The following is a 16,615-nucleotide window of genomic DNA, read 5'->3' as shown; positions in this document are numbered from 1 at the left end:
GATTGATTTTCTATAATGATATTAGAACATTTAAAAGAGGAGGATGGATACAAATGGAGGTAGTAAAAGTTGTAGATTTATGTAAAAGCTATGGAAAAGGAAATACAAAAGTTGAAGCTTTAAAAGGTGTAAATTTAACTATAAACCAGGGAGAGTTTGTAGCTGTAGTAGGGGCTAGTGGATCTGGAAAAAGTACACTGCTTCATCTTTTAGGTGGAGTAGACAAGCCTACATCCGGTAAAGTGACAGTAGATGGAGTAGATGTATATAATTTATCAGAAAAGGAAATTTCTATATTTAGACGGAGAAAAGTAGGGTTTATATTTCAGTTTTATAACTTAGTGCCAGTGCTTACTGTAGAGGAGAATATGTTATTACCTTTGCTTTTAGATAATAAGCGAGTGGATAAAAAAGAGTTTCAGGAACTAATAGGTATATTGGGACTTGAAGAAAGAAAGCACCATCTACCTAATGAGCTCTCAGGCGGTCAGCAGCAAAGGACATCTATAGGAAGAGCTTTAGCCTATAAACCGTCTATAGTATTAGCAGATGAGCCTACTGGTAACTTAGATAGTAAAAATAGTAAAGAAATAATCGATTTACTAAAAATATCTGTAAAAAAATATAATCAGACATTAATACTAATTACCCATGATCTAAACATTGCATCTCAAGCGGATAGAATAATAACAATTGAAGATGGACTTATTGTAAAAGATGAGGTGAACTATAGTGAATAGCTATAAACAAATCACCTATAAATATTTAAAACAGCAACGAAATAGAACATTATTGACTATTTTAGGAATAATTATATCTGTAGCAATGATTTCATCTATAGGTACTATAATAGAAAGTGCCAGAAATTCTATGATAAAACAAGAAATAGAAGAAAATGGCAGTTATCATGCTAGCTTTAGTAATTTAGATGAAAAAGGAATTCATGCTTTAGAAAATCATGTAGAAATAGAAGAAGTAGGAATAAGCAAAAAAGAAGGGTCAGCTAGAGTAGCTGAGGTTACTGAAGAAGAAAAAGAGATGTTTGGAGATAGCACTCCCTATAGATATATAGAGGTTGAAGGCTACAATCAAAAGGCATTAGAGCTTCTTCCATACAAAATAAGTGAAGGAAGAAGTCCCGAAACTTCTAGAGAGATAGCTATAGAAAAATGGATGGTTAGTTATTTTGAAGAAGAGATAAAACTAGGAGACAATATAAAACTATCCATAGGAGATAGAAAACTAAACGATAATAAAGAGGAAATAGATTTTGAATTAATAGGTGAAAAGGAATATACAGTAGTAGGTTTTATTGAGCCAAGACTCAGATGGAGAGGAAACCTTATAACAAAGGGTATAACTGGAATTGCAGAAGAAGAGGATACAAGGGTAAACTATAGCGCTTATGTTAAGCTAACAAACATAAAAAATGCTCAAGAAAGATTAACTACTATAGCAGAAAGTATGGGTATAGATTCGGAATCTATTAGCTTAAATAATAAGGTGCTTAGACTTTCTGCTGAGAGTGCAGATGAGATGTTTAATGGAACTCTAAAGATGATACTAATATTTGTAGTAGGATTAATTATAGTTTCTACTATTGCAGTTATATACAATGCTTTTAATATTTCAGTATTAGAGAGAATATCTCAGTTTGGTTTACTAAGGTCAGTAGGTGCAACCCCGTCTCAAATAAGAGGGATAGTGTTAAAAGAAGCATTTATACTTAGCATAATATCTATTCCAATAGGAATTTTATCAGGAATAGGAGCTATGAAAATTGTTTTTTATATAATTAGCAAGTTAAAGTTTGACAATTCCTTCTTAAAAGGGATGGAAGTCAGTATTTCATTAACTGTACTTTTAATTAGTATAATAATAGGATTGATAACTGTGTTTTTATCCGCTATAGCGCCTGCAAGAAAAGCAGGAAAGGTATCTCCCTTAGAAGCAGTACGAAATACAGGTAGCTTTAAAAAAGAAACCTTTACAAAGGTAAAGAGATCTTCTTTTGTAAGGAAGCTACTAGGGGTAGAGGGCGAAATTGCTTATAAAAACTTAAGAAGAAATAGAAAAAGGTTTATCATTACAGTATTTTCAATGGTTATTAGTATATCCTTATTTATTACTTTTTCAAGTTTTTCTGACTATATGTTTAAGGCTGGAATTATAGAAACCTCTACTAGTGGAAACTTTTCTACATGGATGGAAGATACTGAGGATTTTGATATTATACAAAAAGAATTAAAGGGCATAAAAGATGTAAAAAGGGTGTATAAATTAAGAAAAATTGATGGAGAAGTTTTACTAGAAGAAAATAAAATTAGTAAAATAATGAAAGAAACAAGTCCACATGTTTTGAATGAGAAAGAAGAAGAATTAATAAAAATACACAATGTAGAAGTATATACTATTGGAGATGAAAATTTTGATGTGTTAAAAACAGTATTAGAAGAAGGGACTATTAATAGAGAAGAGTTGGAAAAGGATAATGGAGTTTTAGTTATAAATAACACCTATGTACAAAATATAAAGACAGGAAATCAAAAACTTATAGAAGGATACAACTTAAAGCCAGGAGATAAAGTGCCATTTTCAACTTATGATTATAATGAAGAAGATAGTGATGCGGCCTATAAAGAACTGGAGGTTAAAGGTGTACTCAAAAGAGGAATTTTAGGAAAAGGGTATAGCTTAGATGGAAGCATTCAGATAGTAACTACAGAAGACAATTTTAAAAATATTGTAGGTGAAAGTGCGGCAAGAGATTCTAGTATGATTATTGAAATGGAAGAAAACTTTGATCCAGATCCTATAAAATCTTATTTAGAAGAAAAAGAGAAAACTATGCCTTATTTTAATTATGTAGATTATGCTAAAGTGGCGGAAGAAAGTAAAGCGGCTACTATAGTAACTAGCATATTTTTATATGGCTTTGTAACTTTAATTACTCTAATAAGCAGTATAAATATAATAAATACAATAAGCACAAATATTATTTTAAGAACTAAAGAAATCTCAATGATAAAAGCAGTGGGAATGACCCAAAGGGGTATAAAGCGAATGGTTGCTTTAGAGAGTCTTTTCTATGGAGTCTATGCTGCTGTAATAGGAGGAGCAATAGGAACAGGACTTGCCTATATAATGTTTACTTTAATTATTCGACTTAGTGATTTTCAATGGGTTATTCCTTGGAAAAACATAGGTATAGCATGTGTTGGAGCAACTATGGTGGCTTTATTTTCGGGAATATTCCCTTTAAAACGAATTAACGAAGGTATAATAGTAGAGAATATGAAAGCTGATGAATAGAAAGTCGCCTGATGCTATTGCATCAGGCGACTTTTTTTAGGATAAATCTGTTGATTTAAGTCAAAAAATTATATATAATGCCTTTTGGAGTATATTAAAAATAAAATAATTATTATAATTATTTTAATTGTTACAAAAAAATATACATTTTAAAAGTAAATAGTATAGCATAAATAATATATTATGATATAATATATTACGGCAATTAAAAGTATAATTTATTTTTTCTAGGGAGGTATTCATTTTGAATAACGTTAATGAGTTGATTGACTCACATATTCTAAAATCTGACAAAGTCCACTATAATCTTCCGACACAGCAATTAATAGATATTGCAGTAGAGAAAGAGGATGGCTATATAGCTAAAAGTGGAGCGTTATGTATTAATACTGGAAAATATACTGGAAGATCTCCAAATGATAGATTTATTGTAGATGAGCCATTAGTGCATAATCACATTAATTGGAGCAAAGGAAATAAACCTATTTCTTCAGAGAAATTCGAAAATTTATTTAATAAGGCTATGGATTATATTGATAATAAGGAATTATTTATATTTGACGGCTTTGTAGGTGCTGATTTAGAGTATAGAATGCCAATTAGAGTCATTAATGAGTTTGCATATCAAAATTTATTTGCCCAACAGATGTTTATAAAGCCAAAAGAAGGCGAAAGAGAAAACTTTAAACCTGAATTTACTGTAGTTGCCTTACCTGACCTTAAAGCTGTGCCGGAAGTTGACGGTACAAACTCTGAGGTATTTATAATAATTAGTTTTGAGAAAAAAGTTGTTCTTATTGGTGGTACTAAATATAGTGGTGAAATTAAAAAATCTATATTTACTGTAATGAACTATTTACTACCATTTAAAAATGTATTACCTATGCATTGTTCCGCTAATATAGGTGAAGGTGGAGATGTGGCTTTATTCTTTGGTCTATCAGGAACAGGTAAAACTACTTTATCTGCAGATAAAAATAGAAGACTAATCGGTGACGATGAGCATGGATGGACAGAAAATGGAGTATTTAACTTTGAAGGAGGATGTTATGCAAAGTGCATAAATCTTACTGAGGAACACGAACCTCAAATCTGGAACGCTATAAAAGATGGAGCGATTTTAGAAAATGTAGTAATTGATGAAACTAGTGGTGAACCAGACTATGATGATGATAAATATACAGAAAATACCCGTGCGGCTTATCCAGTGGAGCATATTGATGGGGCTGTAATGGAAGGTAAAGGCGGAATTCCTAAAACGATTATTTTCCTAACTGCTGATGCTACAGGAGTATTACCTCCTATTTCAAAGCTTACAAAGGAACAGGCTATGTATCACTTTATGTCTGGCTATACAAGCAAGTTAGCTGGAACTGAAAGAGGAATAGTAGAGCCTACAGCCACTTTTTCGACTTGCTTTGGAGGACCTTTTATGCTTTTAAAGCCTCAAGTGTATGCTAAGCTTTTAGGTGAAAAGATAGAACAATATAATACGAATGTATTTTTAGTAAATACAGGCTGGACAGGTGGTCCTTATGGAGTAGGTAACCGCATGAAGCTTAAATACACAAGATCTATGGTTAGAGCTGCTATGAAGGGTGAATTAGACAATGTAGATTATATTAAAGATCCAATCTTTAACCTATCTATACCAACAGAATGTCCAGATGTACCTCAAACAGTTTTAGAACCATCTAATACTTGGGGAAGTGAAGATGCATATTATACAAAAGCAAATGAATTAGCAGAAAGCTTTATTAAGAACTTTGAACAGTTTAAGGATGTTTCTGAAGATATTAAAAATGCTAACCCTAAGATACTTGGCTAGAACTGCATAAGTAATGTAAAAAAGCTGACATACTAAGTATTTTTTACATTACTACCATTATTGTATAAATCATGAAAAAACGGATGATTGATAGTTTATTATCTATCAAAATTTTAGGTTAAAGTGTGTATGGAATAGATAATACAGATGTTTGTATATATAGCTTAACTTATATATAAACTCATTCTATCAACCTGTGAATAATAAGTCATAACAAAAAATTATTCTAAATAAACATTTGTTATTAAAAGATATTGTTTATTTTTGGACAACATGTTATAATCAAGAAAGATTAAATTTTATTTTAAAAATGGAGGCATGAAACATGAAGAGATTTATGGCTATGTTATTAGTACTTACTTTATCAGGTTCTATACTAGCAGGATGTGGTGCACCAAAGGAAACAGCTGGAGATGATACACCACCTGCAGTAACTGACCAAAAACCAGAAGAAAATGAAGCAGTAGAAGGAGAAATGGCGAAAATTGGTCTTGGACATATTACTTCAATTGCTAAATCTAAAGATTTAGAAGGTGAAAAAGCACCAGTTGGACAAGTAGATACTGTAATAGTTGCTGCTGGATTTGATAAAGATGGTAAAGTTATTAAAGTAACTATTGATACTGCCCAGACAAAAGTAGAATTTGATAAAGATCTTCAAGTTACAACTGATGTAGCTCAAAATGGTAAAACTAAGGTTGAACTTGGCGAAGAATATGGTATGAAAAAGGCTTCTCAAATCGGAAAAGAGTGGTTTGAACAAGCAGCTGCTTTAGGAGAGTGGATGGTTGGTAAAACAGTAGAAGAAATTAAAGCTATGGAACTTACAGACGGTAAAGTAGCTGATGCAGAACTAGCATCTTCTGTTACTGTTAGTGTTGGAGATTATATAGCTGCTGTTGAAGAAGCATATAACAATGCTATAGAAATTGGAAATGGAGCTGTGAAATTAGGTCTTGGAACTGAAATTTCAATGGCTAAATCTAAAGGATATGCAAAAGTAGATGATAAAGAAACTCTACCAGTTGCACAAGTTGATACTGTAATGACTGTTGGTGCATTTGATGCAGACGGTAAAGTTGTTGGAACTATAATTGACAATGCTCAAACTAAAGTTCAATTTGACGCAGAAGGTAAAGTAACTACAGATAAAAATGAAGAGATTAAAACTAAAGTTGAATTAGGAGCAGAATATGGAATGGCTAAAGCTTCTGAAATTGGAAAAGAGTGGTTCGAGCAAGCTGCAGCTCTTGGAGAATGGATGGAAGGAAAATCAATAGATGAAATTAAGTCTCTAAAAGTTAAAGAAAGAGATGAATCTCATAAAAATGTTCCAGATATTCCAGAACTTACATCTTCTGTTACAATTACAGTTGAAAGTTATTTAGCTACTATTGAAGAAGCTCTTACAAACGCAAAATAATATATATTAAGTAATATTACTATAAATAAGAGAAACTACCTTAAAATGACTTTAATTTCATTGAAAAGGTAGTTTCTTTTTATATTAAATATGAAAAAACATACTGTATTTTATAATACTTTTTTAAATACAGTATGTTTTTGTTTTTTATTATGTATGCTATAGCCTATTTAGATTTATTCCATCTAGAATTATCCATACATGTTTCACTTCCATCGGTAATTAGTTCAACAACTAAAGGTTTAGATAGATTTTCAAACTTGCTCTTTAATATATCTAACTCTTCAATATTACTAATTTGAACAGCATCAATTCCCATAGCCTTTGACATATCGGTAATTGATATTCTTTCGTATGTACAAGCACCTTTATGGCTTCTACCAAAAACAAATCTGCCCCCATGTTCTACTAAGGCTAACATTGCATTATTAATTACAAAATAAATAATAGGCATATTATGTTCCTTAGCTGTTAATATTTCCATACCATTCATAAAAAATGATCCATCACCTACTATTACTGCATAGGTTTTGCTTGGGTCGGCCATATATGAACCTAGAGCCCCTCCCACCGCTGTACCCATACAAGCATAGTTAAGACTTGTTTGGAAATCCATATTTTCTTTTAATAATAAATATCTAAAAGAAAAATTCATATTTTCTCCCATGTCTTGTACAAAACATGTGTTGTCAGGTACAATATCTGTTATTTTGTTCATGAATAATTGTAGGGATAATCCTGTATGATTTTGTACATAAGGAGCATTAGCTTCTTGCTTTATATCTAATTTATTATTTTCTGTATCTATGATAGATTCATTTAGCTTATTAATTGCAAGCTTTAAATCACAAAACACAGGTATATCTGCTTTAAATATTTTATTTAATTCTGTTTTATCCCAATCTATATGTATAACTTTTTTGTCTTCTACCAAACTTTTATTATATATTACTGTAGACATTTGTCCCAAAGATGTACCGAGTATAAGTGTACATTCAAATTTGGTAGTATTTATATAGTCTGCGGCTCTATCAGTTGTACACCATCCATAGTTACCTAGATTAAGCTCAAAGTCGCCATTAATAATTCCTTTTGCATTAGGTGTTGTGATAATAGGCCACTGTAGCTTTTTACTTAGGGATTTAATTTCCTTAGATAATCCTCTAGCTCCTCTTCCTACCATAATAACGCCAGTTTTATTTGATTTAATTGTATCTATAGCTTTATTTAAACTATCCATATCATATTTAGGAGCAAGGGCTTCTCTGTTAATTGATTCGGGGATATCACCTTCAAAAGGCATAGCTTGAATATCTGCTGGTATTGAAATATGTACAGGTCCATGAGGTGGAGTTAAAGCAATTTCAATTGCTTTTTTAACTTCCTCTAAAATATTTTCTTTATCAAAAATAGTTTTGCTATATTTAGTGATAGGCAAAGTAATATCTGTTGTTATTAATTCTTGTAATGCATTTTTATTCATAGTAGCGTTATTAACATAACTACTAAAGATAACAACGGGAAGTTTATTTCTATATGCATCAGCTATTCCGTTAATCCCATTGTTTACTCCAACGCATCCTCCAACAAAGCATACGCCTAAATCTCTAGTTAAATCAGAATATCTACCAGCCGAATATGTGGCAGCAGCTTCATTTTTCACAACTATATAATCTATATCACAATCATTTAAGCCATCATTAAAAGCTGACATTTGAGCTGTAGGAATTCCAAAAGAACAGGTTACACCATTATTATATAAAAACTTTAAAATTGCATCAGATATTCTCATAGTACTTTATCCTTTCATCAACATATTTTAGTTGTTAATTAGTAAATCAATATTTTTATCAATTATTTTTTCACACTGACTTATTTGTTCCTGAGTCAGCTTATAATCTTTATTTATAAACGCAATATCAACAATACCTACAACTTCATTGTTTTGAATTACAGGAAATAAATATATGCTTTTTATGTCCAAAACTTTAAATTCAGTTGGTTTAGAAGATAGATCATTGGTATTATCAATGGCACATAATGTCTTTGTTTCAACTAACTTTATTAAAAAATCACTATCCTTTACAAAGGAACGATATTTTCTATGAAAGTTTATCCATTTTTCTAATGGTAGAAACTCCGTATCATTTTTATAAATAGGAATTAATTCTCCATCTTCTATGGATAGGTAAGCAATTTCCTCAATTTTGATAATTGTACTAATTTCTTTGAATAGTCCTTTTAATACTTCAACCATGTATATCCCTCATTTTCGTAGTGGTTATTGTATTCACTTAATTTATACTAATGCCATATAGAGTAATGACTTCTGCATATAAAATACAGAAGCCATATAAGGATATATTAGAAACCTTGGGATTTAAGCCATGCATCAGCTTCTTCAAGGGTAGTAAATGCTGTAGGCTGTGTGTTAGATCCTTTTGAAAGCCTATTCATTTGCATTTTTATAATGGAGCTTTCAACAATAATAGCACCTTGTTTCATGCCATTTTCTAAGCACCAGTTAAGATGTGTATCGCCTCCATCTAGAGTTGTTGTTTTATAATTTCTTAAATCTGAACATTTTGCCCATTTTTTTCCTTTTAATAATGAAGCTACTTTAGAAACATAATCTTTATGCATACTCTCAATGTCTAAAAAGCCATTGAAGGTTTCATAGACAATACCTCTATTGGCATCTACCTTTAGTTCATAAGTTCCTTTTGAGTCTTTAATAACCATAATAAATCCTCCTCAGTTCTTTGTTTTTTACATATTGTGACAAAATAATACATAAATAATGGAAATCCGACAATACATATATATTATAAAAAAAACATACCAATATCAAGTGCTTATGTAAAAATTTTCATCAAATTACTGAATTTTTTATAAAATAGGACTTTTGTAGGATATCATATATAAAACTATTAATTTTTAATATAAATATTTAATTAAATAACATAATAGGCTAATTGTTATTGTTTGATGCATTATATTTTGTTATTATATATAAGGGTGATATAAATGAGAAAAATAACTTCAGTAGGCATCGTAGTAATTGTAGTTATATCATTATTAGCGGGATGTCAAATAAGAGAAGAAGAAACATATAATAAATATAGCGACAGTTTTTTTGATACCTTTGATACAATAGTTCAGGTTGTAGGGTATACAGAAACAGAGGAACAGTTTAACTCCTATGTTGAAAAGATGAAATCTAGATTTCAGCAGCTTCATAAGCTATATGATATATATAACAACTATGAAGGAATTAACAATGTAAAAACAATAAATGATAATGCTGGAGTAAAGCCAGTAAAAGTTGATAAAGAAATAGTAGATCTTATTGTTTTTGCTAAGGACTGGTATAGCCGAACTGGTGGTCGAACGAATATTGCTATGGGTTCTGTGCTAAGAATATGGCATGATTATCGACAAGAAGGAGAATATGATCCTGAAAATGCTGAGTTACCTCCTATGGATGAACTAATAGCTGCATCGAAGTATACGGATATAGATAATGTTATTGTAGATGTTGAAAAGAGCACCGTATATCTTGCGGATAAGAACATGAGATTAGATGTAGGTTCAGTAGCTAAAGGCTATGCAGTTGAGGTAGTAGCAAAAGAAATCATGGAAGAAGGGTTTACATCAGGAATTATAAGTGCTGGCGGTAATGTTAGAGTGTTAGATAAACCACTTGATGGTGTTAGAGAAAGATGGGGTATTGGTATACAAAACCCTAATAAATCTATAATTTCTGATGAGGGTAATATCCTTGAAACAATTTTTATTAATAATGCTTCTGTAGTAACCAGTGGAGATTATCAAAGATATTATGTTATAGATGGAAAACCTATTCATCATCTTATAGATCCTAAAACACTTATGCCAGGAGATTATTATCGTGCTGTTACAGTGGTAGCAGAAGATTCTGGTGTTGCAGATTTTTTATCAACTGCTGTATTTCTAATGCCTTACGAAGAAAGCAGGAACCTTGTTAATAGCTTTGATGGGGTTGAAGCTATATGGGTTATGGAGGATGGAACAGTAGAGGTAACTGATGGTATGAAAAAAATAATGAAAAGTCACGGTGCAACAGGAGCAAAGGCAGAATAATATAATAGACACTATAAAAATAAAAAAGTATACTTTCTTAGACTTATAAAAAGCTGATAAGTAAGAGTTATATAACTCTCACTTATCAGCTTTTTATTGTCGAGATTCAATTTTCTCTTGAATTTCCTTAAACACTTCTGCTAGCCATTTATAAAAGTGAATAATGCTATCTATTTTTTTTGAATACTGAGATAGAGCAATTTGTAGTTCTGGATCCTCAACTGTTTGTGAAAGAATATTTAATTGCTCCAATATTTCATTAAAGGTTTTAGTATTGTGGTAAATTGCAGAGTGCCAATTTTCTATAAATGCATTTGAGAAGGTTTTATACAAATCTTTCTCTACCATATATAAATCTTTCCTTATGCCTTTTTTCCATATTCGCTCAACCATTTGAGCATCTAGCAGACTACGGACACCTGTACTCATTGAGGTTTTGCTCATTCCTAAGGATTGGCTCATCTCATCTAAGGTCATTGGATTATTTTCAAGAAACATAATTGAAAACAGGCGGGATTCGGAAAGTGTAAGCCCATACAGATTAATTAATTTTGTTAAAGTTAAAGTAGCTTCATTTTTTATTTCTTCAATTTCGTTTATTATTTGTATATCACTTTGAGTCATTAAAGGGTCTCCTCCTTATAGTACATGTTTCAAACTATATTATACCACGTACTACATAATATTCTATAGTTAATAAAATAAAAAATCAAGAAAGAACAATAGAACTAAATTGGAGTAAAGTAGAGCATTATTAAGAATGATCTAACATATGTTCGTACAGTTTAAACTGTACGTTTAGTTTATGCAATATCAACAGATTTAACGTTTGAAGTGTTTAGGTAAAATTTAGTATAATATATAAGTAAGCTGTAAAACTAAATGGACGAGTTTATAACCAATATCAAGTGTTAAACAATAAATGAGGTGAATATATGCTAAAAATTGAAGTAAAAGGATTGACAAAGATCTTTGGCAGAAATCCAAAGCAAGGCATACAACTGTTAGAACAAGGAAAAACAAAAACGGAGATTTTAAAAGAAACAGGAATGACCGTAGGTGTAAATCGCGTATCATTTGAAGTATACTCTGGAGAAATTTTTGTGATTATGGGATTATCGGGAAGTGGAAAGTCTACTCTTATTAGATTAATTAATCGCCTAATCGAGCCGAGTGCAGGTAGTGTACTAGTAGATGGTGAGGATTTAGCCCAAATGGATAAATATAAACTAAGAGAAACTAGAAGAAAAAAATTAAGTATGGTTTTTCAAAAGTTTGGATTATTTCCCCATCGTACTATTTTAGAAAATGCTGGATATGGGTTAGAAGTACAAGGTATGGACAAAAAAGAGATTCATGAGAAAGCTATTAATTCGTTAAAAATGGTAGGGTTAGAAGGATATGAAGATCAATACCCTAGTCAATTATCGGGGGGAATGCAACAAAGGGTAGGTCTTGCAAGAGCTTTAGCTAATGATCCAGATATTTTATTAATGGATGAAGCCTTTTCAGCACTTGATCCACTAATCAGAAAAGAAATGCAAGATGAACTTGTAGAGTTACAATCATCTATGCAAAAAACAATTATATTTATAACCCATGACTTAGATGAGGCACTCAGAATTGGAGACAGAATTGCATTAATGAAAGATGGGGTGATTGTACAAGTTGGTACCCCAGAGGAAATTATGACGAATCCTGCAAATGAATATGTAGAAAAGTTTGTGGAAGATGTTGATAGGTCTAAGGTCCTTTCAGCACAACATGTTATGAAACGTCCAGAAACTATTGATATTGAAAAACATGGTCCACGAGTTGCGTTACAGCGTATGAAACAAGTTGGAATTTCAAGTATTTATGTTATTAATAAAAATAAACAGCTTCTTGGAGTTGTGACTGCAGATGCGGCATCTGAGGCTGTAAAGGATGGAAATAGAAATATCTATGATGTAATGGAGACAGATATTCCTAAGGTTTCGCCGGATTTATCATTAAATGATTTATTTGAGGTAATACACAATTCTCCAGTTCCGGTAGCTGTTGTTGAAGACAAAATATTAAAAGGAATTATCGTTCGTGGAGCTGTACTAGCAGCTCTTGCAGGAAATGAGGTGAAAGATGATGACTAACATACCCCAAATACCCCTAGTTAAATGGGCTGATCTGCTTGTAGCGTGGTTAAGAAAAGATGCTCAGTGGTTTTTTAGCCCAATTAAGACTTTGCTAGATGGATTTGTAAGTGGATTAAGCGAAATATTAACAACTATCCCACCATTACTTTTTGTTATTATTATTGTAGGATTAACTATATTTATAACTAAGAGAAAATGGGGATTATCCATATTTGTTTTACTTGGGCTACTATTAATACAAAATCTTGGATACTGGGAAGACACTATGCTAACTCTTTCGTTAGTTTTAACGGCTAGTTTAATATCAATTATAATTGGTGTTCCTCTCGGAATTTGGATGTCTAGAAATAAGATAATACAAGATATAGTAACCCCTATATTAGACTTTATGCAAACCATGCCTGCCTTTGTTTATTTAATACCAGCAGTTTCTTTTTTTGGAATAGGAATGGTACCAGGAATTATTGCTTCGGTTATATTTGCAATGCCTCCAGTTGTTCGATTAACCAATCTAGGCATTCGACAGGTTTCTACAGAACTAATTGAAGCGGCAGATGCTTTTGGATCGACTAGCATGCAAAAACTGTTTAAAGTTCAACTTCCAATGGCTAAAAATACGATAATGGCAGGTATTAACCAAACAATTATGTTGGCGTTATCTATGGTTGTTATAGCTTCAATGATAGGTGCTGAAGGTCTTGGAGTTGAAGTCTTCAGAGCTGTTACAAGAAATGAAGCTGGACAAGGCTTTGCATCTGGACTATCTATTGTAATATTAGCTATAGTATTAGATCGTATTACCCAAGCACTAAACATACAAAAACATTCTTAAGAAGTTAATTCTTATATACTATTATCCGTTGTTTGTTATAATTTTCAGCAAGCAATAGTAGAAAATAAAGGGAGGAACAAATTAATGATTAAAAACAAATGGAAAAAACTTAGTGTGCTAGTATGCACTATATTAGCTTTAACTATAGTAGGTTGCAGTAGCAATAGTGGGAATAATGGGGCATCAAATAAAAATTCCGAAAAAACATTGGGCCAACAAGTAGATTATAAAATTATAGGTATAGATGCTGGTGCAGGAGTAGTACAGGCTGCTGAAAAAGCTGTTGAAGATTATGATTTAGATTTTAAGGTACAAACTAGTTCTGGAGCTGCTATGACTCAAGCTCTTGGAGATGCAATTGAAAATAATAGGCCTATTATAGTTACTGCTTGGACACCACATTGGAAATTTGCTAAGTATGACTTAAAATATTTAGATGACCCTAAGGGATCATTTGGTGGAGAAGAGAAAATTCATACAATTACGCGCTTAGAATTAAAGGAAGATATGTCAAATGCTCATAAAATCTTAGATCAATTTTATTGGACTCCAGAGGATATGGAATCTGTTATGCTTAAAGTTAATGAGGGAGAAAATGTAGTCGAAGTTGCAACACAATGGATTAATGACAATCAAGATAAAGTAAGCGAGTGGACAGACGGTGCACACAAAGTAGATGGAGAAAAAATTAAACTTGCTTATGTTGCTTGGGACTCAGAAATTGCATCTACTAATGTTATCGGAAAAGTATTAGAGGATATGGGATATAATGTTACACTTACACAGGTGGAAGCAGGACCAATGTGGGCTGCCGTAGCCAGTGGAGATGTAGACGCTATTGTTGCAGCATGGTTACCAGGAACTCATGAAAAGTATATGGCAGACTACAATGATCAAGTAGAAGATTTAGGTCCAAACTTAGAAGGAGCAAAGATAGGTTTAGCTGTTCCCGCGTATATGAAAATTGATTCTATAGAAGATTTAGCTAAATAGATTATTAGGTAAAAATAGGCCCAGTAATAGGCCTATTTTTATATACCTTTATATATTTTCTTTGGTGAAATTAGGTTCAGATGTTTCGGTTGTAGATTTAATGGTAAATGTTATTACAGTTGATATTACTAGTAATATCAAAGCTACAATGTAGGCTGTATTATAACTATTTGTAGAGTCAAATATAATACCAGATAAAATAAGACTAAATCCATGAGTATACTTCCTATGGTTGCGGTTAGTCTTGGACCTTTAGCATCTTGAAGCCTGCCAAATATAAAAAAATAATTATTTCCAGAATATTACAATATTAAGATTAGCTATATACAATAAATTTAGAGTAGAAAGGTATATAATGAAAGATAGTAAAAATAGTTATATTTTTAACAATTATTTTAAAAAATGTAATATTTAATGGAATTTATATGTAAATTTTATATTTTAAAATCTTAAATTATATATAATAAATAGATAATACAAAAAAAGACAAAAAATGCTTAAATACGACATAATTCTTCAAAACACTACTATTAAATTAGTATTGTTTAAATATAAAATGAATTTGTTTGTATAGTTAACTATAAAGCAAAATGTACCGAATAATAAAAATAATTAATTAATAGAAAAATATATTGTCTATTATTTAACTATCTGATATAATCAAATAGTAGTAAAATTTACTTAAAAAGTGGAGGGAGAAACATGAAAAAAATTTTTTCGATCTTTCTAGTACTTATTTTAATGGTTTCTATGTTAGCGGGATGTACACCAAAGAACACATCTTCAAATGAGACACCACCTGCGGAAAATACTTCTCCAAATGAGAACAAGCCTGTAGAAGATACTTCTTCAAATGATGGAAATATTGTAAAGATAGGTCTTGGGCATAGTACATCTATTGGCAAATCTAAAGATCTTGCAGTAGATAAAGATGGCAAAGATATTCTTCCGGTAGGTCAGGTCGATACAGTTATTGCTGCTGTTGGATTTGACAAAGATGGTAAAGTGGTTAAAGTAACTATTGATACTGCTCAAACTAAAGTAAACTTTGACAAAGATCTTAAAGTAACTTCTGATTTAACAGCTGTGAATAAAACCAAGGTTGAGCTAAAAGACGATTATGGAATGGTTAAAGCTTCAGAAATTAAAAAAGAATGGTATCAGCAGATTGAAGAGCTTGAAAAATGGATGATAGGTAAGACTGTAGATGAGATTAAGTCTATGAAGGTTAAAGAACGGGATGAATCTCACAAGAGTGTACCGGATGTACCAGAACTTACATCACTTGTAACTGTAACCGTTGAAGGTTATATAGCAGCTGTTGAAGAAGCATACAAAACTGCAGTTGAAATTGGGTCAGGTGCCGAAACATTAGGTCTTGGACATGAAATTTCAATCGGTAAGTCTAAGGGACTTGAAGTTAAAGACGGCAAAGAAACTCTACCAGCTGCACAAGTTGACACAGTAATGGCTGCAACAGCTTTCGATGAAGACGGTAAAGTTGTAGGAACTATAATTGATAATGCGCAAACTAAAGTTGAGTTTGATAATAAAGGTATAATAACTACAGATAAAAATACAGAAATTAAAACTAAGGTTGAACTTGGTGATGCATATGGCATGAAAAAAGCATCTACAATTGGTAAAGAATGGTTTGAACAGATTGCAGAGTTTGAAAAGTGGATGGTTGGTAAGAGTGTAGACGAAATTAAGGCTTTAAAGGTTAAAGAACGTGACGCGTCTCACAAACATGTGCCAGATATACCAGAACTTACATCAACTGTAACTGTAACTGTTGAAGGTTATATAGCTGCTGTTGCAGAGGCTTATGCAAACGCCAAATAAAGATAGCATATAATAAATAATTTATTAAAAACTCCCCTATCAATTATGATGATTGGGGAGTTTTGTTTAATCAAAATTAATTAATATTATAACAGCATTTAAGTACTAAAAGTTAGCTATAATCAGAG

Annotated in this window: 13 protein-coding genes; 9 read left to right on the top strand and 4 right to left on the bottom strand. The window is 31.6% G+C overall.

The features are described 5' to 3' along the window. Positions 1-53: 53 nt before the first annotated feature. The 4 genes from HYG84_RS17470 to HYG84_RS17455 all read left to right on the top strand — a co-directional run bounded on the left by HYG84_RS17470 (position 54) and on the right by HYG84_RS17455 (position 6,563). Positions 54-740 (top strand): ABC transporter ATP-binding protein, encoded by a 687-nt coding sequence (locus HYG84_RS17470; protein WP_212379502.1) that lies wholly within the window; start codon positions 54-56, stop codon positions 738-740. Further along, positions 733-3,312 (top strand): ABC transporter permease, encoded by a 2,580-nt coding sequence (locus HYG84_RS17465; RefSeq protein ID WP_212379500.1) that lies wholly within the window; start codon positions 733-735, stop codon positions 3,310-3,312. The genes HYG84_RS17470 and HYG84_RS17465 overlap by 8 nt, the downstream gene beginning before the upstream one ends. 244 nt (positions 3,313-3,556) lie before the next feature. After that, positions 3,557-5,140: a phosphoenolpyruvate carboxykinase (ATP) gene (gene pckA, locus HYG84_RS17460; protein WP_212379498.1), complete on the top strand. Its 1,584-nt coding sequence runs from the start codon at positions 3,557-3,559 to the stop codon at positions 5,138-5,140. Between the two features lie 325 nt (positions 5,141-5,465). Continuing rightward, on the top strand, positions 5,466-6,563 hold the full coding sequence (locus HYG84_RS17455; protein WP_212379496.1) for a hypothetical protein: 1,098 nt from the start codon (positions 5,466-5,468) through the stop codon (positions 6,561-6,563). 166 nt (positions 6,564-6,729) lie between these two features. Here HYG84_RS17455 and HYG84_RS17450 read toward each other — a convergent pair whose 3' ends face one another. The 3 genes from HYG84_RS17450 to HYG84_RS17440 form a co-directional block, all read right to left on the bottom strand. Then, positions 6,730-8,355: a thiamine pyrophosphate-binding protein gene (locus tag HYG84_RS17450; protein ID WP_212379494.1), complete on the bottom strand. Its 1,626-nt coding sequence runs from the start codon at positions 8,353-8,355 to the stop codon at positions 6,730-6,732. A 27-nt stretch (positions 8,356-8,382) separates the two neighbouring features. Further along, complete coding sequence (locus HYG84_RS17445; protein WP_212379492.1) at positions 8,383-8,820, bottom strand: hypothetical protein; 438 nt, start codon at positions 8,818-8,820, stop codon at positions 8,383-8,385. A gap of 107 nt (positions 8,821-8,927) precedes the next feature. Next, positions 8,928-9,305, bottom strand: a complete 378-nt coding sequence (locus tag HYG84_RS17440; protein ID WP_212379490.1) for a hypothetical protein — start codon at positions 9,303-9,305, stop codon at positions 8,928-8,930. A gap of 285 nt (positions 9,306-9,590) precedes the next feature. On the opposite strand from HYG84_RS17440, the gene HYG84_RS17435 reads away from it, so the two are divergent. Next, a complete protein-coding gene (locus HYG84_RS17435) occupies positions 9,591-10,685 on the top strand; it encodes an FAD:protein FMN transferase (protein WP_212379488.1) in 1,095 nt (364 codons plus the stop codon). Positions 10,686-10,778: 93 nt separating this feature from the next. Here HYG84_RS17435 and HYG84_RS17430 read toward each other — a convergent pair whose 3' ends face one another. Further along, entirely contained in the window at positions 10,779-11,309 is a 531-nt protein-coding gene (locus HYG84_RS17430; RefSeq protein WP_212379486.1) for a GbsR/MarR family transcriptional regulator, read from the bottom strand. 311 nt (positions 11,310-11,620) lie between these two features. Here HYG84_RS17430 and HYG84_RS17425 point away from each other — a divergent pair, with 311 nt between their 5' ends. The 4 genes from HYG84_RS17425 to HYG84_RS17410 all read left to right on the top strand — a co-directional run bounded on the left by HYG84_RS17425 (position 11,621) and on the right by HYG84_RS17410 (position 16,487). Then, positions 11,621-12,814, top strand: a complete 1,194-nt coding sequence (locus HYG84_RS17425; RefSeq protein ID WP_212379484.1) for a quaternary amine ABC transporter ATP-binding protein — start codon at positions 11,621-11,623, stop codon at positions 12,812-12,814. Beyond that, positions 12,804-13,649 (top strand): ABC transporter permease, encoded by an 846-nt coding sequence (locus HYG84_RS17420; RefSeq protein WP_212379482.1) that lies wholly within the window; start codon positions 12,804-12,806, stop codon positions 13,647-13,649. The genes HYG84_RS17425 and HYG84_RS17420 overlap by 11 nt, the downstream gene beginning before the upstream one ends. An 84-nt stretch (positions 13,650-13,733) precedes the next feature. Next, entirely contained in the window at positions 13,734-14,642 is a 909-nt protein-coding gene (locus HYG84_RS17415; protein WP_212379480.1) for a glycine betaine ABC transporter substrate-binding protein, read from the top strand. Between the two features lie 702 nt (positions 14,643-15,344). After that, positions 15,345-16,487, top strand: a complete 1,143-nt coding sequence (locus HYG84_RS17410) for a hypothetical protein (RefSeq protein WP_212379478.1) — start codon at positions 15,345-15,347, stop codon at positions 16,485-16,487. Positions 16,488-16,615 lie beyond the last annotated feature (128 nt).

The organism is Alkaliphilus sp. B6464 (assembly GCF_018141165.1).
In the GTDB taxonomy this organism is placed as follows: domain Bacteria; phylum Bacillota; class Clostridia; order Peptostreptococcales; family Natronincolaceae; genus Alkaliphilus_B.
This window is presented reverse-complemented; position numbering and strand designations above follow the sequence as displayed.

Excerpts from the sequence above, each read along its gene's own strand:
- HYG84_RS17445 (WP_212379492.1), bottom strand. The coding sequence starts at position 8,820 with ATGGTTGAAGTATTAAAAGGACTATTCAAAGAAATTAGTACAATTATC.
- HYG84_RS17410 (WP_212379478.1), top strand. The coding sequence starts at position 15,345 with ATGAAAAAAATTTTTTCGATCTTTCTAGTACTTATTTTAATGGTTTCT.
- HYG84_RS17420 (WP_212379482.1), top strand. The coding sequence starts at position 12,804 with ATGATGACTAACATACCCCAAATACCCCTAGTTAAATGGGCTGATCTG.
- HYG84_RS17455 (WP_212379496.1), top strand. The coding sequence starts at position 5,466 with ATGAAGAGATTTATGGCTATGTTATTAGTACTTACTTTATCAGGTTCT.
- HYG84_RS17415 (WP_212379480.1), top strand. The coding sequence starts at position 13,734 with ATGATTAAAAACAAATGGAAAAAACTTAGTGTGCTAGTATGCACTATA.
- HYG84_RS17450 (WP_212379494.1), bottom strand. The coding sequence starts at position 8,355 with ATGAGAATATCTGATGCAATTTTAAAGTTTTTATATAATAATGGTGTA.
- HYG84_RS17435 (WP_212379488.1), top strand. The coding sequence starts at position 9,591 with ATGAGAAAAATAACTTCAGTAGGCATCGTAGTAATTGTAGTTATATCA.
- HYG84_RS17425 (WP_212379484.1), top strand. The coding sequence starts at position 11,621 with ATGCTAAAAATTGAAGTAAAAGGATTGACAAAGATCTTTGGCAGAAAT.
- HYG84_RS17430 (WP_212379486.1), bottom strand. The coding sequence starts at position 11,309 with ATGACTCAAAGTGATATACAAATAATAAACGAAATTGAAGAAATAAAA.
- HYG84_RS17440 (WP_212379490.1), bottom strand. The coding sequence starts at position 9,305 with ATGGTTATTAAAGACTCAAAAGGAACTTATGAACTAAAGGTAGATGCC.
- HYG84_RS17470 (WP_212379502.1), top strand. The coding sequence starts at position 54 with ATGGAGGTAGTAAAAGTTGTAGATTTATGTAAAAGCTATGGAAAAGGA.